This is a genomic window from Klebsiella grimontii, from assembly GCF_042137965.1.
GTDB lineage: Bacteria > Pseudomonadota > Gammaproteobacteria > Enterobacterales > Enterobacteriaceae > Klebsiella > Klebsiella grimontii.
Genome location: NZ_CP169721.1, coordinates 5575793 through 5599384 on the forward strand (window position 1 = coordinate 5575793; position 23592 = coordinate 5599384).

A 23592-nucleotide genomic window follows, 5' to 3' on the forward strand; every position below is an offset into this window, starting at 1 on the left:
CTGCCCTGAAAGCAGTAAAAATCAGCACATCAATAAATTAACTTTTAGCAACGGCTAAATAATTACATCGCAATTTCCCGTTGCAGCAATTCGGCAACCGCCTGCGGGTTATTGCCCTCCAGCAATTGTTGGCGAAAATCAGCATGCATTAATTTTCTTGCCAGCCGAGAAAATATTTTCATATGGTCACCTTTCTCCTCCTCACTCACTGTCAGCATAATTATCAGCGATACGGAAACCTCCTCATTCCACGCCAGCGGTGAAGCGAGACGCATAACCGATACGCTGCTGCTGGTAACGGCGGGCGATTTGCAGTGGGGGAGCGCGATAGCAAAACCCAGGGCGGTTGAAAAGATGGCCTCGCGCTGCCAGATTGCCGCTTCCACCTCCGCACCACAGCGCGCACGCTGCTCAATTTCCAGGTTGTCGGTCAGGCGCTTAATCACCTCAGCCTTAGCGTCAATGCCCCGATCGAGCAGGATCAGCCGGGGATCGAATACCGGAAAGGTAGTTATCGACTGTTTCTGCAAAAGGGCCACCACATCTTGCCCGCTCTCGGCCGCCACGACCTGTTTCAGCATCTGCTGGCATTCAACGGCGGAAAGCGTTGTTAACTGCGCTTTCGCGCTACCGATACGGCTGGCGGACATACTGATATGGCGCAGCCCGGCCCCCAGCAGCAGCGGCAGCGCCTGCGGGTCGCCGCCCATTTCTCCGCACAGGCTAATCTCCACGCCTGCACGATGCGCCCGCGCCGTCATCTCTTGCAGCAGCTGCAAAAATGCCGGATCAAAGTAATTGTAAAGATGGCGTACGCTGGCATTGCCCCGGTCGCAGGCGAGAAAATACTGCGCCAGGTCGTTACTGCCAATGGAAACAAAATCAATCCAGGCGGCGGCTTTATCCAGTAAATAAAGCACCGAGGGGACTTCAGCCATCATGCCCAGTGACCAGGTTCCGGTCGCCACACCCTGCGCCGTCAGCTCAGCCTGAGTCTGCGTGAACTGCGTATGCAACCACTTAATCTCCTCAAGCGTCGCCACCATCGGAGCCATAATATGCAACGGCCCGACGGCGCTGGCGCGCAAAAGCGCCCGCATCTGGGTGACAAAAAGGGCCATAAATGCGGGATAAAGGCGAACCCCGCGCCAGCCGAGGAACGGATTCTCTTCCTCAGGTAAATTCAGGTAGTCGCAGGGCTTATCGCCGCCAATATCCAGCGTGCGGATCACCACTTTGCGGCCCTGCGCCTGCTCCAGCACATGACGATAAGCCTGGTACTGCTCTTCTTCGTCGGGCGGCGAGCTGCGTTCGCAGAAGAGCATTTCCGTACGGAACAGCCCAATACCCTGCGCTCCGGCAGCAAACGCCGAATCGGCTTCCGCAGCCAGGGCTATATTCGCCAGCAGCGTAACGCCTTCGCCATCCTGCATGACCCCTGGCTGGTCGATAAACGGTTGCAGGCGGTTAGCAATACGCTGATGTTTTTCCGTTTCCAGCTGATACCAACGCTGCGCCACCGCGTCCGGTGAGAGGATCGCTACGCCATGGCGAGCATCGAGCAGCAGCGTTTCACCACCCGGTATCGACCCCGATTCCGCCACAGGCAGACTGAGCAGCGGGATACCAAACGAACGCGCCAGAATCACCGTATGCGACGTTTCGCCGCCATCGCCCATAATAATCCCTTTCAGCCTGGGGCCACGCAGCGCCAGAAGCTGGCCAGGGGTCATCGGCGCGGGGCTTATTACAATCGTATCCTGAAGCAAAGGCGCAAGCGTAGTAAGCGGCTGCGCTGTCAGATATGCCGCCAGACGCAGCCCGAGATCCTGCAGGTCCAGCACCCGCTGGCGTAAATAGACGCTTCTGCTTTCGCGCAGAGGAGCGCAAAGCTCATCCAACGCCGCCGCCAGCGCCGCCAGGGTATTTCTCTGCTGGCGAGGCGCGAGTAATGTGCTTTCCAGAAGCGCGTCATCCAGCAGCTTACTGTGCGCCTGTAACACCGACGCCGCGTCCCCTTGTGCATGCTGATGCTCCTGGCGCAGCTGCTGACGGACCTGAAGCAGCGCATGTTGCATGGCGTTATGCTGAGCTGCGGATTCTTCTGGTTCTTGCTGCTGCGCCAGCGCCCACAGATCGACCGTTCCCAGCAGCATCGTCCTGCCAAGGGCCAGCCCCGGGCTCACGCCGTTGCCGCGCACAAAAGGCGAAGTTGTCTGCGCAAGGAACACCGGTAAAGGTTGCTCAGAGCGAGTTGAAACCACCGCAACGGGCGCATCGCACCCGGCCAATTCATCATGAATAAACCGGCTCAGCGCCTGATACGCCGCCGCCTCATCCTGGCCATCAATCACCAGTTCACACGGATCCTGATAGACCACATCCGCACCAATCATCGCCAGCACGCTGCGCGCATCCGCCCGTCGTTGGTTACGCAAATTACACAGATCAATCCGGGCGCTAAAGGCGTTGACGCGTTGCTCCAGTTCGCTGGCGGGTCGCGCATGTAGCCCGTTTTCCAGCGGGCAGATAAAAGAAATCTTCAACACAACGTTATCCTCTAGAGTTCGACGCAATGCGCCAGGTAACAGGTGCGCAGGCGGGCACGCATGTGCGAGGGAGGGCGCAAGGCTGTTCGGCGAGCGTGACCTCGCACAGGTCATCAACCGTTTCAGGCGTCAGGCTGCTAACCGGCTGCGAACCAGGGTTCCAGCCACGCAAAATTAATGCCTCTTCATACTGTGCCTTTTTCAAGGTGCTGAAATGCAGCGCCGTATCCCAGCGCAGCAGGCTGTACGCCGCCGGGAAGGTCTGTTCTGAAGGGTTGGTTTTGAATCGCGCCCAGCCTGAATCCAGCCAGCCAATAGCAGGTGTACGCCAGGCCTCCACTTCGCGCCAGAAGTTCGGGCTTTCACCATCGTGCAGCGGAATCAGGGCGAATCGGGCGGTGAATTCACCTGCAATTTGCGAGTCCGGCGAGGGGAGAGCCATACCGGAAGCCCGGCCCGGTCGCCAGGGCATGCCGGCTTTCCCCAGCCATCCCACGCTGCGCAGCAAGGTGATCGCCAGTACGGACGGACGTTCCTCGGGGATCTCATATTCGCGTAATCCCTCCGTCACCACGCTCATGCCTTGCTGTCCATCGTGCATCATAACCAGACTTTGCATCGGCCAGAGCGCGGTCGGCGCTTCGCTCCAGTTTTCCTGTTGCCAGACATCCAGCGTTGAAGGCCGATTATCGCGGTGAATCAGGCCAAACGGCTGATCGGCGAAATGGACGCTTTGCGCGATGTCAGTGGGTATTTCAACCTGTAGGCGATGATCGCGCAGGGTGTTGTTAACGTGAACCTGCACATCAAGCACGGGACGTTGATGCTCCAGCGTAATCAGCATATTGACGTCGAGCCGCGCATTACGCTGACGACGCAGGCGATCTTCCAGGGTCAACGGAGCAGCAATAGACCAGCTCAGCGCCAGCGTATCGGCCAACGCGCCCTGCTGCCAGGCGACGGACACCAGCGCCCCTTCCGCGCTAATGCGCCAGTCAATTTCCGGCGGGGAATAGTTATAGGTATCCCCCGCATCGCCGCCATCCACCAACTGGATTAAGTCCGCCCAGCGCTTACCGCTGCGTTTATCCAGCAGAACGATGCGCCCCTGCTCAAGCGTCAGGCGCAGCCAGGGATTCTCCAGCGCGCTGTCTGCCGATGACGGAGCGGCAAAATCACACGCCCTCCCTTCTTGCAGATAAAACGTTGTATAGCCGCAGGCGGGCAGAGCGGAGGCTTCCAGTAAGATTTCGCATTTGCGATAAAAAACCGCTTCGCTACTGTTCGACAGCTCCTGGACTATGACCGACATGTCCTGTGATGTTTCGCGCAAGATTTGCCAACGGCAGGTCTGCCCATCACCATCAACAATGCGAAAATCAGCGCCGGGAAGGTATAGCGTCAGCGCTACCAGGCCATCACGTGTGTAGGGCAACGCATTAAAAACCAGGATTTTCTTACCCTGCTGCTGCGCGCTGATCCCTTTCGCCAGCATCTGCATATTCAGTTCATAGAGCTGGCTTGCTTTCTCCTGGCCAGATAACAGCCGGGCTTTTACCATCGCGTTAACCCGGTCAGAGTTACACCCGCCGATGCTATCGTGAGCGTGAGATTTCATCATCTCGCGCCAGATGGCCTCTACCGCCTGCTGCGGATATGGAAGCCCCAGGCGCCAGGCGACGCTGAGCAGCGGTTCAAGCTGGCGGCTGAGGAAATTCTCCAGCCGGGCATTCGCCTGTTTGATATCCATTCGGGTGGAAAAAATCCCACGATGGATACGCATATATTTTGGACTGAGCAGCTCGCCTTCAAAGGTATCCAGCGGCGTGCCGGACTGCGCAAGAGCGGTAAAATAGCGCTTAAAATCACTGCGGATAAAATGATAGTGATTTTGCCGGGCGTTCAGCGCCTCCAGCATCGCGGGTACACCATATTCAAAAGGCGACTGGTCATTGCCGTTGGGCAGTAATAGCTGCGAACTCCGGCTAAAGAGGCCCTGCTTTTCGAGGATCGCAGAGAGCCGCGGCCAGGCCTGCTCCGGCTCAGTAGGCAGCCATTTCGCACAACCATAGCCCTGAGGTAATACTGCCGTCGTGACGCAACTACCGTCCTGGCTGCGCCAGCAAAACTCGCTGTTTTCGCTATCGTATTCACTCCAGCCTCGCCAGATCACGGCATGCTCAATGGCGAACTGATTGAGGAACATCGGTAGCTGCGCGCTCTGGCCAAAGGAGTCCGGAATATAGCCCACGGCCATACGCGGCCCCATTTTTTCGCAGTCCAGCGTTCCCAGCAGCAGGTTGCGGGTGATGGACTCCGCGCCGACCACCAGAAAATCCGTCTGGGTATACCACGGGCCAATTAACAACCGCCCTGCCGCCACCAGCGCCTGCACGCGTTCGCGATTTTCCGGTGCCAGTTGAAAGTAATCTTCGAGCACTACGGTTTGGCCATCAAGCATAAACGGACCTAATGTTTCATCGGCTTCCAGACGTTGCAGGAGATCGGCCATAAAATAATAAAGCAGGGCCTGAGAATCATTCTCCGTAAAATACCATTCGCGATCCCAGTGCGTATGCTGAATTAAATGAACGGTTTTCATTAGTTATATTCCTGTTTTCAGACATGCGTATCCCGTGCAAATATTTATCCACACTGAATAGAAAAAATTTAAATTCAGAGGCGCGTAGCGCGCATCTATCGACTGGCTTTAAATTTGGGCGCTGGTGAGTTTTTTTTCACGCTGTCTTTCTCTGCACTCTCCGCAATCCCGCGAAAAATAAGCAGCGATCCTACTGCGATTATCGCTGAGCCGCAGGCGATAGACAGGACATAAACGGGCCAGCTCTCAACGGCCAGCCAGCCATAGAATCCAGAGATTGGCGCGTGGTTTACCGAGCCTAGCCCTACCGCCATCGCCGCCCCCACGGCAGAGCCAATAACGTTAACGATGATGATGCGCGGGTTTGCCAGCGCAAAAGGAATTGCCCCTTCTGAAACACCGATCAGTCCCATTAACGTCGAGGCTTTTCCCGCTTCTCGTAGCGATTCAGGGAAGCGCGATGACCAGATTAACGTCGCCACGCCCAGACCAATGGGCGGCACAATTATCGCGACCTGCGCGGCGGTGTTGGGATCGTAAATACCGGAAGCGAGCAGCGCCATCGCCGTGGTAACCGCCGCCTTGTTGACCGGCCCGCCGAGGTCAAAGCCCACCATCCCGCCAATCACCGCCGCCAGCAGAACCTTATTTGTCCCGGACATCGACAGCAGCCAGCTTTCCATACCGTGATTCAGTGCCGCCAGCGGCGCGCCAATCACAAAAGCCATAATGATGCAGGTCAGCAGCGTCCCGCCCACTGGCAGAATAAAAATTGGCCCGGCTGAGGCCAGCGCTTTCGGTAGTTTTACGTAGCGATTGAGCGCCCGCACGATATAGCCTGCGACAAATCCCGCCGCCAGCGCGCCCAGAAAGCCGGTTCCCAGATTGCTGGCCAGCAGCCCGCCGACCATACCCGGCGCCAGGCCCGGCTTATTCGCCAGCGCAAAGCTGATATACCCCGCCACCACCGGCAGCATCAGGGATAGCGCCAGACCGCCAAAACCATCGAACTTATGCAGCGCCTGTACCACGATGCTGGCGGCCTGCTCATGGCTGGCGTCCCAGATATTATCAATGCCCCAGGCAGAAGCGCCGATACGCGCAATCCCCATTAACACCGCACCGGCAATGACAAACGGCAGCATCCAGGAAACACCTGTCATAATCGCATTTTTCACTTCAGCGCCCGCCGAAGGCTTCCCTCCCCCCTGAAACTTAGCCATTGGCGACCTCCTGCTCCACCGCTTCAAACACGGCATCGCCAAATTTAATCGGATCGGAAACGGCGCACTCCAGCTTAATCATGCCGTCAAAACGTTCTTTACCATCGATAGCGACATCGGCGGCAATAATGACGGCATCCGCCCGCATCAGGTCGTCATCGGTAATAACGTTCTCCGCACCGAGGCTCCCCTGCGTCTCAACCTTCACTTCATGACCGCGGTTGTTACCCGTCATTTCAAGCGCTTCCGCAGCCATATAGGTATGGGCCACGCCCGTTGGGCAAGCAGCTACACAAACAATGTACATAACGCATCCTTCTGGTCGATTCAGGCGATAAAAAAAGCACAATGGCGAGAATGCGCATTGTGCTTTGAGAAAAACAAATTGGGTTATTTGCGACGCTGTCGCTATCGGCACCGCTGGCGTGGCGGCACACTACAAGCTGATGCAGGCTGGAAATACGGAAGCTGAACGCCAGTTCATCGCGCTTACGCGAGCACAGTAAAGCCTGCGGCAGCAAGCGGCGGCAGTGCCCCTCTTTCTGAACGGCCTGGCTAAACCCGGAACACAGCGCCTGGCCCGCGCAATCCCAAAGCTGGGACCACTTCTGGGTTATCTGGATTTCATCACAAGGCGCAGGAGCAATATCACTTTCAGCCAGGTCGTTGACGGAATTAAACCAGCATGAATCAGCAAGCATGACTTTAATTTTGCTATCGATTGAAAGCAAAATTAAAGTCATGCTTTTTAATCCTCGCAATATCAATGAGGTTAACATAAGGCCTCCGTGAAAATAGTACAGCGAGTGTAGAGTAAAAAAAGGGCAATAACTGTGATTTATTCCACAGAGCATTAAATATTTATTTTGTTTTTTACTAAATGCAGAATAAACATTTCAGAAAATACATTACAAAAACTAATAAATCAGACCACTACGCGACTGCGCTGCCGCCACTGCCCCGGCGTCATACCAATCTCGCGGTTAAACACGACCGAAAAGTAATTGCTGTCTTCAAATCCGCACTGCATCGCCACCTCGCCAATCAGCCGTTCAGTATGCTGCAACAGATACTGCGCGTGGCAGATGCGCAGCTGGCGCAGGTAGTGGTTGATGGTCATCCCCGTCTGCTGACGAAACTGCTGGCGCAGCGCGCGTTCGCTGCACCCTTCCCGCGCGCAAAAACGGTCGAGAAAGAAAGGACGATTGAGGCTGCCCGCCAGTTCGGTGAGCAGCTTATCGAGCAGCGCTTCGCTTTGCGTCGCCGCCAGATTATCGGTGGCGTAGCGATAGCGCTGAAGAATAAGCGCCAGCTGGGCAAACAGCAGCTCGGCCATATTATTGGCCTGCGCATCGCTGCGGCTGCTCTCATGTTCAAGCTGGGTAATCACCTGCCTGACCTGCGCCATGCCGCTGCTGCCAATCCGCCAGTGCGGAACCCACGGAGTACCGAACAGGCCGGGAATGTGCGCCGCCCAGTCAAAGTTAAGCCGCAGCCGGTCCGGGCAGTAAATGACGTTTTGCAGGACGAGATCGTTCACCGAGGCGTAGGAGTGTTTGTCTTCCGCGCGGATATAGAACAGATCGCCGCGGGTAATGCGCCACGGGCGATCGTTAAGGACGTGCAGGCCGTTCCCCCGCCACACCAGCACCAGTTCGCAGAACTCGTGGGTGTGCTCGGCGAAGACGTTTTGCGGATAGCGATCCGCTACCGCCACCGCCTGAGCGGGAGAGGCGAAAAATTCATCTTTGCGAAGAATCAGCTGAGCTGCCACGACATCAACTCCAAACGCGAAAAAACGAGTCATTATTCGCGTTTATGCCTGCTAAAACGTTGACTGTTCTCGCGTTACTGAAGAATGGCGTCGCGTCCCTGACGAATATCGCGCGGCGACCAGGCAAACTCCCGGCGAAAAAGCGTCGAAAAGTGGTTACTGTCGCCGAATCCGCAGCGATAGGCGATATCGGTCACGCTGTCATCGCTATGGCGCAGCAGGTGGCGCGCCTTCATCAACCGCACCCGATTCAGATAGCGCTGCGGCGTCAGCCCGGTTTGCTGTTTTAACTGGCGATGCAGGGTTCGCAGGGAGAGTGAAAACCGCGCCGCGACCTCTTCCCAGCAGATATCTTCGGCAAAATGATCTTCCAGCCAAGCCATTAAATGGTTCAGCCGCGCCTCGTTGTCCGACGCCCCTTCGGCCAGGCTGCTTTTACGCAGGTGCACCAGCAGTTGCATAAATAAAATCTCGCGGCTGGCGATAGCGTGCATATCCGCATCCGCGCCGACCTCCTCCATCTGCTCCACAATCTGGCGCACCTGCTGCAAAGCACTCTGATTAACCCGCCAGTGCGAAAGGTAATTTCCCTCCTGCTCCTGCGGCAGCAGCACGTTCAGGCCGGACAAAAAGCGAAACGCGTCCGGCGCGCGATAGAGCACATTGGTCAGGCACAAATTATCGGTATGTTCGTAGAGATGGCGGTCGTGATCGCGAATAAAGCAGACAGAACCGCCGCTGATGGTGTAGGGCTGGCCGTTGAAAACGTGAATTCCCGTACCGTGTTCCACAATAACAATCTCATGAAAATCATGGTGATGTTCGGGAAAAGCGGATTGCGGGAGCCGCGGCTCAATGGCGACAGCTGAAACGCCGGACTTAAAGAAATCCACACTGTGCAACATGGTCATAGCAGCTCCTCGAAATGAGAAATGTTATCAATCAGTGGAGCAAATAGTAATTAAGGGGCGGCGATCCGGCCTTCAATTTTTGACCGTAAAAATCGTAAAGCCTGCCGCTTTTTCAAGAAATGACGGGAAAGATCGGGAACTGCGGACAACATCACATCCCTCACGCCACCGCGGAGAAAACGAAACTGTGACCTCTCTCACGGTCACCTTTGCTTTCTTGCCAGCGGCCAATTTTCCCTGTCAGTAACAAGAAGGTGAGCCTGACGCGACTTTTTTAGACTGCATGCAATGATTTTCACAAGGATCTTCCCATGAGTCTTCGTCATTGTGTCGCCGTCGATTTAGGCGCCTCCAGCGGGCGGGTGATGCTGGCCAGCTATCAACCCGGCCAGCAAACCCTGGCCCTGCGCGAAATTCACCGCTTTACCAATAGTCTGCAGAAGGTCGATGGCTTCGACTGCTGGGATCTCGATAGCCTGGAAGGGGAAATTCGCCGCGGTCTGGAGAAGGTCTGCGAACGAGGCATCCTGATCGACAGCATCGGCATTGATACCTGGGGCGTGGATTATGTCCTACTGGATAAACGGGGCCAGCGCGTCGGCCTGCCGGTTTCCTATCGCGACTCCCGCACCCAGGGCCTGATGCGCCACGCCGAAGCCCAGCTGGGCCGCGCGGAAATCTATCGCCGCAGCGGCATTCAGTTTCTGCCGTTTAACACCCTTTATCAGCTGCGCGCGCTGGTTGAACAGCAGCCGGAGCTGGTCAGCCAGGCCGCGCACGCGCTGCTGATCCCGGACTACTTTAGCTTCCGCCTGACCGGCAACATGAACTGGGAATACACCAACGCCACCACCACGCAGCTGGTCAACATCAACAGCGATAGCTGGGATGAAGATCTGCTGAACTGGAGCGGCGCGCCGCGCGAATGGTTCGGTACGCCGACCCATCCCGGCAACGTCATCGGCCACTGGATTTGCCCGCAGGGCAATCACATTCCGGTGGTCGCCGTCGCCAGCCACGATACCGCCAGCGCGGTTATCGCCTCGCCGCTGGCCAGCAAAAACGCCGCGTATCTCTCTTCCGGCACCTGGTCGCTGATGGGCTTTGAAAGCAAAACCCCCTGCACCAGCGATGCGGCGCTAAGGGCCAATATTACCAACGAAGGCGGCGCCGAAGGCCGCTATCGGGTGCTGAAAAATATTATGGGTCTGTGGCTGCTACAGCGGGTGCTCAGGGAGCAAAACGTCAGCGACCTGCCGGCGCTGATCGCGCGTACCGCCGCGCTTCCGGCCTGCCGCTTCGTCATCGATTGTAACGATGACCGCTTTATCAACCCGGACGACATGAGCGCGGAAATTCAGGCCGCCTGCCGCGAATCCGGGCAGCCGGTTCCTGATACCGACGCTGAGCTGGCGCGCTGCATTTTCGACAGCCTGGCGCTGCTCTACGCCCGGGTGCTCAACGAGCTAGCGGCGCTGCGCGGTCAGCCGTTCAGCCAGCTGCATATCGTCGGCGGCGGCTGCCAGAACGAACTGCTTAACCAGCTGTGCGCCGACGCCTGCGGCATCACCGTGGTTGCCGGCCCGGTTGAGGCCTCCACGCTTGGCAATATTGGTATCCAGCTGATGACCCTGGATGAGTTGAACAACGTCGATGAATTCCGTCAGGTGGTACGACAAAACTACGCCCTCACTACCTTTACCCCTAATCCTGAAAATGAAATTGCCCGCTTCGTCGCGCAGTTTCAGCCACAACAGAACAAGGAGCTTTGCGCATGACCACTCAACTTGAACAAGCCTGGGAAATTGCCAAACAGCGCTACGCCAGCGTCGGCGTGGACGTCGAGGAGGCCTTGCGCCAGCTGGATCGCCTGCCCGTGTCCATGCACTGCTGGCAGGGCGATGACGTCGTCGGTTTCGAAAACCCGGAAGGAAGCTTGACCGGCGGTATTCAGGCCACCGGCAACTATCCGGGCAAAGCGCGTAACGCCAGCGAGCTGCGCGCCGACCTTGAGCAGGCGATGAGCCTGATCCCCGGGCCAAAACGCCTGAACCTGCACGCGCTCTATCTGGAGTCCGACACGCCGGTATCGCGCAATGAAATTAAGCCGGAGCACTTTAAAAACTGGGTTGAGTGGGCGAAAACCAACAAGCTGGGGCTGGATTTTAACCCCTCCTGCTTCTCGCATCCGCTAAGCGCCGACGGCTTTACGCTGTCGCACGCCAACGATGAAATCCGTCAGTTCTGGATCGATCACTGTAAGGCCAGCCGCCGTATTTCCGCTTACTTCGGCGAGCAGCTGGGCACGCCATCGGTGATGAATATCTGGATCCCGGACGGCATGAAGGATATTACCGTCGACCGCTTCGCGCCGCGCCAGCGCCTGCTGAACGCGCTCGATGAAGTGATTAGCGAAAAGCTCGACCCGGCACACCACATCGACGCCGTGGAGAGCAAGCTGTTCGGTATCGGCGCGGAAAGCTACACCGTCGGCTCCAACGAGTTCTACATGGGTTACGCCACCAGCCGCCAGACCGCCCTGTGCCTGGATGCCGGCCACTTCCATCCGACGGAGGTCATCTCCGACAAGATCTCCGCCGCGATGCTCTATATCCCGCGCCTGCTGCTGCACGTCAGCCGCCCGGTACGCTGGGACAGCGACCACGTGGTGCTGCTGGATGACGAAACCCAGGCCATCGCCAGCGAAATCATCCGTCACGATCTGTTCGACCGCGTGCATATCGGCCTCGATTTCTTCGACGCTTCGATTAACCGCATCGCGGCGTGGGTGATTGGTACCCGCAATATGAAGAAAGCGCTGCTGCGCGCCCTGCTGGAGCCGACCGCCCAGCTGCGTCAGTTGGAAGCCGACGGCGATTACACCGCGCGTCTGGCGCTGCTGGAAGAGCAGAAGTGCCTGCCGTGGCAGGCCATCTGGGAGATGTACTGTCAGCGTCACGATACGCCGGCGGGCAGCCAGTGGCTGGATAACGTACGCGCTTATGAAAATGCGGTTCTGAGCCAGCGCGGGTAATGCCTGGCCGTTCCCCAGGTCGCGGCCGGGCTACGAACCGGTAGCCCGGATAAGCCGTTTACGGCGCAATCCGGGGGCTCGCACATATTCAGGGTGAGGGGCCAACCCCGCGCCGAATCAACAGGAAAGACAAGACTATGCAGACCATTATCGACGCCTGGTTCGTCCAGGGCATGATTAAAGCCACTTCCGACGCCTGGCTAAAAGGCTGGGACGAGCGCAACGGCGGCAACCTGACGCTGCGCCTGGACGAAGCGGATATTGAACCCTACGCGGCGGATTTTCACGCCAAACCGCGCTATATCGCCCTGAGCCAGCCGATGCCGACGCTGGCTAACCAGCCGTTTATCGTCACCGGTTCCGGTAAATTCTTCCGTAACGTCCAGCTCGACCCGGCGGCTAACCTCGGGGTGGTGAAAGTCGACAGCGACGGCGCGGGATACCATATTTTGTGGGGCCTGACCAACGACGCGGTGCCCACCTCCGAGCTGCCGGCGCACTTCCTGTCGCACAGCGAGCGCATCAAGCTGACCAACGGCAAAGACCGGGTGATCATGCACTGTCACGCCACCAACCTGATCGCCCTGACCTACGTGCTGGAGAACAGCAGCGATCTGTTCACCCGCAAGCTGTGGGAAGGCAGCACCGAATGTCTGGTGGTCTTCCCGGACGGCGTCGGCATCCTGCCGTGGATGGTGCCGGGCACCGACGAAATCGGCCAGGCCACCGCCGAGGCGATGCAGAAACATTCGCTGGTGCTGTGGCCGTTCCACGGCGTTTTCGGCAGCGGCCCCAATCTGGACGAAACCTTCGGCCTGATCGATACCGCTGAGAAATCCGCCGAGGTGCTGGTGAAAGTCTATTCAATGGGCGGGATGAAACAAACCATCACCCGCGAAGAGCTGATAGCTCTTGGCAAACGCTTCAACGTTCACCCCCTGCAGTCCGCGTTAGACCTTTATCAATAACAACATCGCGCCCCGCTCACCGAGACGGGGCGAAAAAATCACCTGCAAACCCTACAAAACTAACTCATGTGGAGTAAAAGCAATGAAAACAAACACAAGCTTGATCCTCACCGTTGCCATCCTGGCGTTGTCCGGTTCCGCTTTAGCCGAAGTCAAAATCGCCCTCGTGGCGAAATCATTGGGAAATGGATTCTTCGAAGCAGCGAACGTCGGCGCGCAGGAGGCGGCCAAAGAGTTAGGCGATGTCAAAGTGATCTATACCGGCCCGACCACTACCACCGCCGAAGCGCAGATCGAAGTGCTCAATGGTTTGATCGCCCAGGGGGTGGATGCGATCGCCATTTCCGCTAACGATCCCGACGCCGTGGTGCCGGTGCTGAAAAAAGCGATGCAGCGCGGTATTAAGGTGGTCTCCTGGGACTCCGGCGTCGCGCCAGCGGGCCGCCAGATCCACCTTAACCCATCCAACAATGCGCTGATTGGCGAAACCAACGTCAAGCTCGCCGCCGATGCGCTGAAGGCGCTGAACGTAGAAAAAGGCGACGTGGCGATTTTAAGCGCCACCCCCACCTCCACCAACCAGAACATCTGGATTGAGGAGATGAAAAAGGTGCTGCCGCAGTATCCGTCCGTCAATCTGGTGACCGTCGCCTACGGGGACGATCTGTCGGATAAAAGCTACCGCGAGGCGGTGGGCCTGCTGAAGTCATACCCGGATCTGAAAGTGATTGTTTCGCCTTCGTCGGTAGGGATCGTGGCCGCCGCGCAGGCGGTAAAAGATCAGGGCAAAATCGGCAAGGTCTACGTCACCGGGCTGGGGCTGCCGTCGGAAATGGCCGGGGCGATTAAATCCGGCGCCAGCAAAAGCTTCGCCATCTGGAACCCGATTGACCTCGGCTACGCCGCCACGTATCTGGCCGACGATTTAGTCAAAGGCACGGCGACCAAAACCGAAGCCAATATGGGCAAGCTGGGCAAAGTGAAGCTGGACGCCGACGGTAGCGGCGCGATGGCCGAGCCGTTCGTCTACGATGCCAGCAACATCGATAAGTTCTCAAAAATCTTCTGATCCCCCTTACCCGGCCCTCTCACCTCAAGGGAGAGGGAACAACCCCCTCCCTCGCTCTTTGGGGGAGGGTAAAGGGTAATTTTACGGAGAACTATCATGTCAGCATCCACCCCATTGCTGTCGCTGAAGGGCATCACCAAGGTTTTTCCCGGTGTGCGCGCTCTTGAAAACGTGCAGCTCGATCTGTGGCCCGGCAAAGTGACCGCTTTAATCGGCGAAAACGGCGCGGGGAAATCGACGCTGGTCAAAGTGATGACCGGCATTTATCAGCCCGAAGAGGGCGAGATTCTCTATAAAGCGATCCCTATCCAACTGCCGAACCCGGAGTCGGCGCACAAGGTCGGGATCACCGCGATTCATCAGGAAACCGTGCTGTTCGACGAACTCTCGGTCACCGAAAATATCTTCGTCGGCCAGTACCTGCACACCGGCCTGCTGAAGAAGCTCGACTGGCCCGCCATGCACCGCAAAGCCAGCGAAATTCTCACCCGCCTTGAGGTGCAGATTGACCCGCGCGCGACGCTGAAAACCCTCAGCATCGCCCAGCGCCATATGGTCGCCATTGCCCGGGCGCTCTCCTTTGAAGCCCAGGTGGTGATCCTCGATGAGCCGACCGCCGCGCTCTCGCAGCATGAAATTCTGGAGTTTTATCAAATCGTTGAGCGCCTGAAGCAGGACGGCAAAGCGATCCTGTTTATCTCGCATAAGTTCGATGAGATTTTCGAGCTGGCGGACTACTACACCATTCTGCGCGACGGCGTGTACGTCAGCTCCGGCGCGATTAACGACATCACCGAAGAGCGGATGGTGGCGATGATGGTGGGCCGCGCGATTACCCAAACCTATCCGAAAGTCGACTGTATTCCGGGAGAAACGGTGCTGGAGGTAAAAGACCTCTGCCACCCCACCGAGTTCGCCCAGATCAGCTTCAGCCTGCGCAAAGGGGAGATTCTTGGCTTTTACGGCCTGGTGGGCGCCGGGCGCACCGAGCTGATGCAGGCGCTCTCCGGGGTCTCGCATCCCTCTTCCGGCGATATCGTGCTGAAGGGCAAACCGATGCGCTTTCGCCAGCCCGCCGACGCCATCAGCGCCGGTATCGTCTGCGTGCCGGAAGAGCGGCAGAAGCAGGGAGCGATTATCGCCCTGCCGATCGCCCAGAACATCAGCCTGCCGCAGCTCAGCAAACTGAACCCCGGCGGCGTGCTTAACGATGCCCGCGAATGGCGGCTGGCGGATGAGTACGCCTCGCGCCTGCAGGTTAAGGCCTTTAGCTGGCGGCAGGCGGTGGAGACCCTTTCCGGCGGCAATCAGCAAAAAGTGGTGATCGGTAAATGGCTGGCGACCCATCCCGAGGTGATTATCCTCGACGAACCGACCAAAGGCATCGATATCGGCTCCAAAGCGGCGGTGCACCAGTTTATGTCCGAACTGGTCAGCCAGGGGCTGGCGGTGATTATGGTCTCTTCGGAGCTGCCGGAAGTGATGGGTATGGCCGACCGGATTATCGTGATGCATGAAGGGCTGATGGTCGCCGAGTACCGCGCCGGTGAAGCGACGGCGGAAACCATCGTCAGCGCCGCCAGCGGCATTGGTCAGGAGGCAGCGTAATGTGGCGACAACTACTGAAACACCGCGAAGCGCTGCTGGCGGCGGTCATCATTTTGATGATCGGTGCGATCGGCAGCCGGGCGCCGTCATTCGTCTCGCCGGGCAATCTGGTGGAGATGTTTAACGACACCGCCATTCTGATCATCCTCGCCCTCGGCCAGATGATGGTGTTGCTCACCAAAGGCATCGATCTGTCGATGGCCGCCAACCTGGCGCTGACCGGGATGATCGTCGCCCTGCTCAACGCCCACTATCCGGGTATCCCGGTGGCGGCGCTGCTGGCGCTGGCGACCCTGCTGGGCCTGCTGATGGGGATGATTAACGGTCTTCTGGTCTGGCGGCTCGGTATTCCGGCCATCGTGGTCACCTTGGGCACCATGAGTATTTACCGCGGGATTATCTTCCTGCTCTCCGACGGCGGCTGGGTGAACTCGCACCAGATGAGCGCCGATTTTCTCGGCCTGCCGCGCGCCTCGCTGCTGGGGCTGCCGCTGCTGAGCTGGTGCGCCATCGCCGCGCTGCTGCTGGTGGGCTATTTCCTGCGCTACAGCCGTACCGGCCGGGCCTTGTACACCGCGGGCGGCAACGCGACGGCGGCGTACTACACCGGGATTAACGCCGGAAAAATGCAGTTTGTCAGCTTCTGCCTCTCCGGCGCGCTGGCCGGGTTCTGCGGCTATCTGTGGATCTCGCGTTTCGCCGTCGCCTATGTCGATGTCGCCAACGGTTTTGAACTGCAAGTGGTCGCCGCCTGCGTCATCGGCGGCATCAGCACCATGGGCGGAACAGGTCGCGTGATCGGCTGCCTGTGCGGCGCGCTGTTCCTCGGCGTTATCAATAACGCGCTGCCGGTGATTGGCATTTCGCCGTTCTGGCAAATGGCCATTTCCGGCGCGGTGATCGTGATTGCGGTGCTGCTTAACGAGCGCAGCAATAAGACCCACGGGCGGTTAATCCTGCGCAACGCGGCGCTGGCGCGGCAGAAACAGGCGGTGAAATCATGAGCAAAATAATGATGTCTGAAGAGATGAAAAGCGCCCCGGCCGCGCCGTCGCCGCTGCGTCGTCTGCTGTGCTGGGAAGGGTTTCTGCTGGCGGTGACCCTCGCGGTATTCGTGGTTAACGCCCTGGCGTCGCCCTACTTCCTTAATATCTGGAACCTGTCGGACGCCACGTTTAACTTCACCGAAAAAGCGATCATCGTGCTGCCGATGGCGATGTTGATTATCGCCAGAGAGATCGACCTTTCGGTGGCGTCGACGATGGCGCTGAGCTCAACGGCAATGGGCTTCTGCGCGGCGGCGGGTATGGATACGCCGCTGCTGGTGGCCGTCGGGCTGGGCGTGGGGCTGCTGTGCGGCCTGTTCAACGGTATCCTGGTGACGCGCTTTAACCTGTCGTCGATCGTCATCACCATCGGCACCATGAGCCTGTATCGCGGGATAACCTACATTCTGCTCGGCGACAAGGCGCTCAACCACTACCCGGAGAGCTTCGCCTGGTTCGGCCAGGGCTACGTATGGGGGGCGCTCTCTTTTGAGTTCGCGCTGTTTATCCTCCTCGCCGCCGCCTTTACCTTCCTGCTGCATAAAACCAACTTTGGCCGCCGGACCTACGCCATCGGCAATAACCCGACTGGGGCCTGGTTCTCTGGGATCAACGTTAAGCGCCACAATCTGATGCTGTTCGCGCTGGTCGGGCTGATGGCCGGGCTGGCGGCGGTACTGCTGACCTCGAGGCTCGGCAGCACGCGTCCGACGCTGGCGATGGGCTGGGAGCTGGCGGTCGTCACCATGGCGGTGCTCGGCGGCGTCAATATTCTCGGCGGCTCCGGCAGCATGGTGGGGGTGATTATCGCCGCCTTCCTGATGGGGCTGGTGACGTTTGGCCTGAGCCTGCTCAACGTGCCGGGGATCGTGATGTCGATCATCATCGGCGCGATGCTGATCGTGGTGATCTCGCTGCCGATTATTACCCGGCGGATGATGCAGCGAAGACGAATTTAATTTCCCCCTCATCCTCAATCCCGGAGGCGGTGCTACGCACCTGTCCGGGCTACCGGCCCACCCTGTAGCCCGGGTAAGGCGCCAGCCGCGACCCGGGGATGGGTGAGGGGAAACGGATTTCCCAAAATCAATATTAAGGAGAATTATCATGAGTTTTATGTTGGCACTGCCCAAAATCAGCCTTCACGGCGCAGGCGCAATCGGCGATATGGTCAAGCTGGTGGCGGGTAAACGCTGGGGCAAGGCGCTGATCGTCACCGACGGCCAACTGGTGAAGCTGGGGCTGCTCGACAGCCTGTTCGCCGCTATGGATGAACAGCAGATGGCTTACCATCTGTTTGACGAGGTGTTCCCTAACCCCACCGAGGCGCTGGTGCAAAAAGGCTACGCGGCGTATTGCGAGGCCGGGTGCGATTACCTTATCGCCTTCGGCGGCGGCAGCCCGATTGATACCGCCAAAGCGGTCAAAATCCTCACCGCCAACCCGGGGCCATCGACCGCCTACTCCGGGGTCGGCAAAGTGACCAACCCCGGCGTGCCGCTGGTGGCGATCAACACGACCGCCGGAACGGCGGCGGAGATGACCAGCAACGCGGTGATCATCGACGCCGAGCGCCAGGTGAAAGAGGTGATTATCGACCCCAATATCATCCCGGATATTGCCGTCGATGACGCCAGCGTGATGCTGGATATTCCGCCCGCCATTACCGCCGCCACCGGCATGGACGCGCTGACCCACGCCATTGAAGCCTTCGTGTCCGTTGGCGCGCATCCGCTGACCGACGCCAACGCCCTGGAGGCGATTCGCCTGATCAACCTGTGGCTGCCGAAAGCCGTGGACGACGGACATAACCTTGAAGCCCGCGAGCAGATGGCGTTTGGCCAGTATCTGGCGGGCATGGCGTTTAACAGCGCCGGTCTCGGCCTGGTGCACGCGCTGGCCCATCAGCCGGGCGCCACCCACAACCTGCCGCACGGCGTGTGCAACGCCATCCTGCTGCCGATCATCGAAAACTTTAACCGCCCGAACGCCATCTCCCGTTTCGCCCGCGTGGCGCAGGCGATGGGCGTCGATACCCGCGGCATGAGCGATGAGGCGGCCAGCATGGAGGCGATTAACGCCATCCGCGCGCTGAGCAAACGCGTCGGCATTCCGCAAGGCTTCAGCCAGCTTGGCGTTAGCAAAGCCGATATCGAAGGCTGGCTGGACAAAGCGCTGGCCGACCCGTGCGCGCCGTGCAACCCGCGCGCCGCCAGCCGCGATGAAGTCCGCGAGCTCTATCTGGAGGCCTTATGATCCGCAAAGCTTTCGTCATGCAGGTCAACCCGGACGCGCATGAAGAGTATCAGCGCCGTCATAACCCCATCTGGCCGGAGCTCGAAGCGGTGCTGAAGGCCCACGGCGCGCACCGCTACGCGATTTATCTCGATAAACAGCGCAACCTGCTGTTCGCCACGGTGGAGATTGAATCGGAAGCGCGCTGGGACGCCGTCGCCAACACGGAGGTGTGCCAGCGCTGGTGGCGCCATATGCGCGATGTGATGCCCGCCAACCCGGATAACAGCCCGGTAAGCGCGGAGCTTAAAGAGGTGTTTTATCTCGATTAAATCCATGACGGCCCCGCTGCGTTTAGCGGGGCCACCGCTTGAGGTTGAAGAGCGTTAAATCGTTCCGGGAACGGGCGTGGCCCTGAAGGCGTTTACCGCCCTGTCCATCAGCACCTGACTGTCGCTTCCGCTATCCAGTATCGTGTTTTGCGCAGAGCTCTTTTCTACCAGCACGGCAACCGCATCGAGGGCTTTTAATCTGTCCGTGGTGAGCAAGGCGCTGACCTGCGCCGCAAAACAGGCATCCTCTTCCGACGGTTGCGCCTGCCCCGCCGACGCCTCAGTTGTCGCCACGATATGGTTATTGGCAAGGTAGTTTCCCTTACCGGCAACAAGACGGATGACGATCGGCTTTATTCCCCGCGGCTTGAGATACTGGACATCGAGGGTTTCGGAAATATGATTGGCAATTATCGAGTTATTACTTCCCTCAATATACAGCAGGCCATAGGTATCATCCCGCCCATTGTCATAAGCCTGCATCGGCGGCCAGGGCTCACGATCGCGCAAGAAGTGGTTTGCCGAGATCAGATTCTCCGCGCAGTTGTTCTCCATTATCAGCATGCCTGGATAAAACGAATGGAATCGATTGCTGGTGACGCAGGAGCGTACAACGCCGGATAAGTGGACGCTGCTGGCGCCGCGCGGGAAAATATTGTTGGTAGAAATTAATAACCCGCCGAAGTTTTGCGCGTAAATGGAATAGCCTTTATAGCCTGCGCCAATCAGGTTATCGGTTATTTTTGACGCCTGCCCGGCGCCGCGGAGCTCGATACAGTTACCGCATTCGGCAATAAAGTTATTATGGATCGCCATCGCATCGCTGTTGTACGCGGTGAGGCCATGCTCGAGGTAGATGAACCCCATCCCGGTGATCCGAAAGGCGTCCTGCGCGCTGGCGATATAAATTCCAGTTTTACCGTTGGTGTAGGTATTTTCCGGGTCGTTGTTTCCCAGCCCATCATCAACAAAGTGCAGGCCATCAATACAGAAGTTTTCGAACGCGACCGAACTGATACGCGGCGCCCCGCTGCGCTTTACATAAAACGCGGCGCCGGCGTGCTCTTCATCGCCGTCCTGCGGGCAGAGATCGACCAGGATACGGCTCCCGCCCGGCCACAGATCGTGCAGGTTCGCCCATTCATCCGCAGGGGTATTAAAGCGAATACTTGAAGAGACAAAACCATGCCCGGCGCCCATTATTTTTAAATAGCTTATATCAATCAAGACCTGCGTCGTCAGATGATAATCGCCGGGCGGGATAAAAATAGCGGCGCCCGGTTTTCCACCGTCGTTGATATCGGTTTCGGTTTGCCGGGATTTAATATCGGCGATAATACTATTAATCACTTCGCCAATATCCTGATAGGGATTACCCACCGGCCACCGCGTGACGTCATAATAATTTTCAGACACCATAAAACCTCCTTTGATATTAAATGGAAATCAATAAAAAATATTTAAATCGTAGATATATCATTGTTGAATAAAACCGATACTCTGCGCTCCCGATCATTAACCGCGGCCTTTTTCCAGCTCGCGCTTTGCCAGATCCGTTTTAATTCTTTCAAGAAAAGCGTTATTGAGCTTAAAGTAGCGCACCAGATACGCGCTGATGAAATAGCTCACCATCGGCAGCAGGGAGAACATCACGATAATGCCCTGGAGGGTCTGCGAATTTTGCTGCGGCTCATTCGCGACATAGCCGGTAAACGCCAGAATCCAGGCGACGATAGCGCCGGCCACCGCCAGCCCCATTTTCAGCATAAAAAGATTACCGGCGAAGGAGATACCGGTCAGGCGTTTACCAAATTTCCAGTCGCCGTAGTCGTCGACGTCGGACATCATCGCCCACAGAATAGGGCCAGACTGGATGAGATGCAGGACGTTAATAATGATGAACAGCGTCATCAGCGGGGTCAGCGATTGCGGATCAATAAACCACAGCGCAAACGAGAGAATACCAAGGATAATATTAATAACGCGGAACAGCGCCAGCTTATCAAAACGATCGGTAAGCGGTTTGGCAAGCACGCTGCCCAGCATATTACAGGCCACGCCCAGCGCCATAAAGAAGGTAATAAATCCGACAGACGCCTTCATCACATAGGTAGCATAATAGATGGTTACACCGCCGCGGATAAATGCCGGGAAAACGTTCAGGAAAGTAATAGAGATCATCAATAGCCACTGATCGTTTTTGATGATATCGCGCAGGTCTTTCTTTAACGACTCGTTTTGCTTCACCGACACCACCCGCTCTTTAATGCTGGAGAAGCAGAACAGGAACATTAGCGTTGCCGCGCCGCCCATAATGATCATGGTCAGTTGGAAACCGGAGGCGCGATCGCCGTTACCCAGCCAGTCCGTTAACGGCAGAATAGAGGAGGAAATAATTAATGTCGCCAGGCCATTAAGGAAAAAGCGCCAGGACAGACAGCCCATACGCTCTTTCTGATTGAGGGTAATCACGCCGCCGACCGAGCAATAGGGAATATTAATCGCGGTGTAAATCAGCGACATGACAAGGTAGGTGACCCAGGCATAGATAATCTTGCCGTTCATGCTGAGATCGGGGGTAGTAAACATCAGTACCGCGCCCAGGCCAAACGGAAACGCCATCCATAATAACCATGGGCGGAATTTACCCCAGCGCGAGACGGTGCGGTCGCAGATTGCCCCCATTAGCGGATCGCTAAAAGCGTCAAAGATACGGATAACCAGGAATAATGTGCCAACCACCCCGGCATTCAGGCCATAAACATCGGTATAAAACCACGTCAGATATAGCGCCAGGACGCTCCATATCATTCCCGACCCGGCGTCACCCATGCCGTAGCCGATCTTCTCCCTGAGCCCGAGCTTTTCATAAGCGCCTGGCTTTTCCATTGCGGTAGCAGACATAAATACACCTATTTTTTGTTAAAAGGAGCCCATGACGCTAACGTTGCGCCATTACTAAATACCTATCCCTTACAGGGAGGTAATATTAATCTTTACGCTGCTCTCGCGGATAATTAACCGGGAGACGATTTCATGCATTTCAATACTGTCCGGCTGCTGTTGATGCTTTACCATCTGGAACGCGAGGTGAGCAATTTCATTGACCGGCTGTGCCACGCTGGTAATTTTTTTGGTTTGCGCCAGCAGGGTATTATCAAAACTGGCAATAGCGATATCTTCTGGAATGGAGATACCTTTTTCTTTAAGCCCATCGATAATATAGTTGGCAGCAATATCGTTATAAACCAACAGGCATGAACAGGTACGATCTGGCTCGCTGAGCTTCTCGATAATGACATCAAGAATTTGAATATGCCCGGAAACTCTCTCACCTTCACCTTTGGTTATCCAGAACGAATTATCTTTGGCGAGCGTTAAGCCGTGGCTCGCTATTTTTTTGCTATACGACGATACCTTGCGATTATCAACGCCTTCCTGGGCAACAAAGCCAAATGAAACATGACCCGTGTGGATAAAATGTTCCGCAATGCTTTCCGCCCCGCGATCCTGATTAATCGAAACGGAATTAAAGAAGCGGGACACCTGGGTGACGATGGCGACCGGGATGCGGGTAATGGTTAACCATTCGGAAAGTTCGGCCTCCGCTTCCGTCGGTACCCATAACAAACTGTCAATGCCCATTCCCACCAGGGTATGAATAATATGTTTATCCTGCTGCGGCTGATTCTGATGCGTTTTAACGATCACCGATTTGCCAATATACCGGGCCTCTTCCTCCACTGTCGCCAGCAGTTCACAGAAGTGAGGATTCATCAGATTAGGCAACACCACGCCAATCAGCCCTGAACATTTACCGCTAAGCTGAAACGAACTCTTACTGGGCACATAGCAGAGATAATCCATCGCATCGCGTACCGCCTGCCGGGTTTCCGGCACCACGCTGGGATGATTGTTAAGCACTCGTGATACGGTCGCCGTCGAGACCCCCGCTCTTTTCGCTACGTCTTTGATCGATGCCATGATGATTGAGTACGCCCCCTAACACTGGTGCTTACTATAAATTGTGATCGCGATCGGAAATGTAAGCCAGTTCACATGTTGCTTTGTTACATGGAAGCACGTTCGGCCTTCTCAATTTAGCTGGCTGAGACAAGTTTAATCGGAAGGGCGTGTATGAAAGGGCCTCATCCTTATAATCCATGTAAACCACAACGTTGTGGATTTCATGTTCACTAAGAATGAGGCATTGGTATAATTTTTATATTATTGAAATTATT

Annotated in this window: 19 protein-coding genes; 9 read left to right on the forward strand and 10 right to left on the reverse strand. The window is 57.0% G+C overall.

The genetic code is table 11. From position 1 onward, the window contains the following. Window positions 1-62: 62 nt before the first annotated feature. The 7 genes from ptsP to rhaS (ACE3MN_RS26165) all read right to left on the reverse strand — a co-directional run bounded on the left by ptsP (window position 63) and on the right by rhaS (ACE3MN_RS26165) (window position 9059). On the reverse strand, window positions 63-2549 hold the full coding sequence (ptsP, locus tag ACE3MN_RS26135) for a phosphoenolpyruvate--protein phosphotransferase (RefSeq protein WP_098067508.1): 2487 nt from the start codon (window positions 2547-2549) through the stop codon (window positions 63-65). Between the two features lie 4 nt (window positions 2550-2553). Beyond that, window positions 2554-5151 (reverse strand): glycoside hydrolase family 38 C-terminal domain-containing protein, encoded by a 2598-nt coding sequence (locus ACE3MN_RS26140; protein WP_098067507.1) that lies wholly within the window; start codon window positions 5149-5151, stop codon window positions 2554-2556. A 95-nt stretch (window positions 5152-5246) separates the two neighbouring features. Continuing rightward, window positions 5247-6374: a PTS fructose transporter subunit IIC gene (locus ACE3MN_RS26145; RefSeq protein WP_102650337.1), complete on the reverse strand. Its 1128-nt coding sequence runs from the start codon at window positions 6372-6374 to the stop codon at window positions 5247-5249. Further along, entirely contained in the window at window positions 6367-6681 is a 315-nt protein-coding gene (locus ACE3MN_RS26150) for a PTS fructose transporter subunit IIB (protein ID WP_098067505.1), read from the reverse strand. The genes ACE3MN_RS26145 and ACE3MN_RS26150 overlap by 8 nt, the downstream gene beginning before the upstream one ends. Next, window positions 6611-7153, reverse strand: a complete 543-nt coding sequence (locus ACE3MN_RS26155) for a hypothetical protein (RefSeq protein WP_142385551.1) — start codon at window positions 7151-7153, stop codon at window positions 6611-6613. The genes ACE3MN_RS26150 and ACE3MN_RS26155 overlap by 71 nt, the downstream gene beginning before the upstream one ends. 146 nt (window positions 7154-7299) lie before the next feature. Further along, window positions 7300-8148 (reverse strand): HTH-type transcriptional activator RhaR, encoded by an 849-nt coding sequence (rhaR, locus tag ACE3MN_RS26160; RefSeq protein ID WP_102650347.1) that lies wholly within the window; start codon window positions 8146-8148, stop codon window positions 7300-7302. A gap of 74 nt (window positions 8149-8222) precedes the next feature. Continuing rightward, on the reverse strand, window positions 8223-9059 hold the full coding sequence (gene rhaS, locus ACE3MN_RS26165; RefSeq protein ID WP_049085922.1) for an HTH-type transcriptional activator RhaS: 837 nt from the start codon (window positions 9057-9059) through the stop codon (window positions 8223-8225). 311 nt (window positions 9060-9370) lie between these two features. Between rhaS (ACE3MN_RS26165) and rhaB the strand changes: the two genes are divergently transcribed. The 9 genes from rhaB to rhaM all read left to right on the forward strand — a co-directional run bounded on the left by rhaB (window position 9371) and on the right by rhaM (window position 19351). Then, complete coding sequence (gene rhaB / locus ACE3MN_RS26170) at window positions 9371-10837, forward strand: rhamnulokinase (RefSeq protein WP_049088288.1); 1467 nt, start codon at window positions 9371-9373, stop codon at window positions 10835-10837. Next, entirely contained in the window at window positions 10834-12093 is a 1260-nt protein-coding gene (rhaA, locus tag ACE3MN_RS26175) for an L-rhamnose isomerase (RefSeq protein ID WP_024360580.1), read from the forward strand. Before rhaB ends, rhaA begins: the two co-directional genes overlap by 4 nt. A gap of 137 nt (window positions 12094-12230) precedes the next feature. Beyond that, entirely contained in the window at window positions 12231-13061 is an 831-nt protein-coding gene (gene rhaD / locus ACE3MN_RS26180; RefSeq protein WP_004870621.1) for a rhamnulose-1-phosphate aldolase, read from the forward strand. 82 nt (window positions 13062-13143) lie between these two features. Next, on the forward strand, window positions 13144-14130 hold the full coding sequence (rhaS, locus tag ACE3MN_RS26185) for a rhamnose ABC transporter substrate-binding protein (RefSeq protein ID WP_004127197.1): 987 nt from the start codon (window positions 13144-13146) through the stop codon (window positions 14128-14130). Window positions 14131-14226: 96 nt separating this feature from the next. Further along, complete coding sequence (locus tag ACE3MN_RS26190) at window positions 14227-15738, forward strand: sugar ABC transporter ATP-binding protein (RefSeq protein WP_102650338.1); 1512 nt, start codon at window positions 14227-14229, stop codon at window positions 15736-15738. Next, window positions 15738-16742, forward strand: coding sequence for an ABC transporter permease (locus tag ACE3MN_RS26195; protein WP_098140191.1), 1005 nt, complete (start codon window positions 15738-15740; stop codon window positions 16740-16742). Before ACE3MN_RS26190 ends, ACE3MN_RS26195 begins: the two co-directional genes overlap by 1 nt. Next, window positions 16739-17743, forward strand: a complete 1005-nt coding sequence (locus tag ACE3MN_RS26200; RefSeq protein WP_004870627.1) for an ABC transporter permease — start codon at window positions 16739-16741, stop codon at window positions 17741-17743. The genes ACE3MN_RS26195 and ACE3MN_RS26200 overlap by 4 nt, the downstream gene beginning before the upstream one ends. A gap of 148 nt (window positions 17744-17891) precedes the next feature. Next, window positions 17892-19040, forward strand: a complete 1149-nt coding sequence (gene fucO, locus ACE3MN_RS26205; RefSeq protein WP_049085925.1) for a lactaldehyde reductase — start codon at window positions 17892-17894, stop codon at window positions 19038-19040. Beyond that, window positions 19037-19351, forward strand: coding sequence for an L-rhamnose mutarotase (gene rhaM, locus ACE3MN_RS26210; protein ID WP_004870631.1), 315 nt, complete (start codon window positions 19037-19039; stop codon window positions 19349-19351). Before fucO ends, rhaM begins: the two co-directional genes overlap by 4 nt. A 54-nt stretch (window positions 19352-19405) precedes the next feature. Here rhaM and ACE3MN_RS26215 read toward each other — a convergent pair whose 3' ends face one another. From ACE3MN_RS26215 to ACE3MN_RS26225, 3 genes are all read right to left on the reverse strand, one after another. Beyond that, on the reverse strand, window positions 19406-20770 hold the full coding sequence (locus ACE3MN_RS26215; RefSeq protein ID WP_102650339.1) for a NosD domain-containing protein: 1365 nt from the start codon (window positions 20768-20770) through the stop codon (window positions 19406-19408). A 96-nt stretch (window positions 20771-20866) separates the two neighbouring features. Further along, window positions 20867-22255 (reverse strand): glycoside-pentoside-hexuronide (GPH):cation symporter, encoded by a 1389-nt coding sequence (locus tag ACE3MN_RS26220; protein ID WP_024360585.1) that lies wholly within the window; start codon window positions 22253-22255, stop codon window positions 20867-20869. A gap of 69 nt (window positions 22256-22324) precedes the next feature. Then, a complete protein-coding gene (locus ACE3MN_RS26225; protein WP_024360586.1) occupies window positions 22325-23335 on the reverse strand; it encodes a LacI family DNA-binding transcriptional regulator in 1011 nt (336 codons plus the stop codon). Between the last annotated feature and the right edge of the window lie 257 nt (window positions 23336-23592).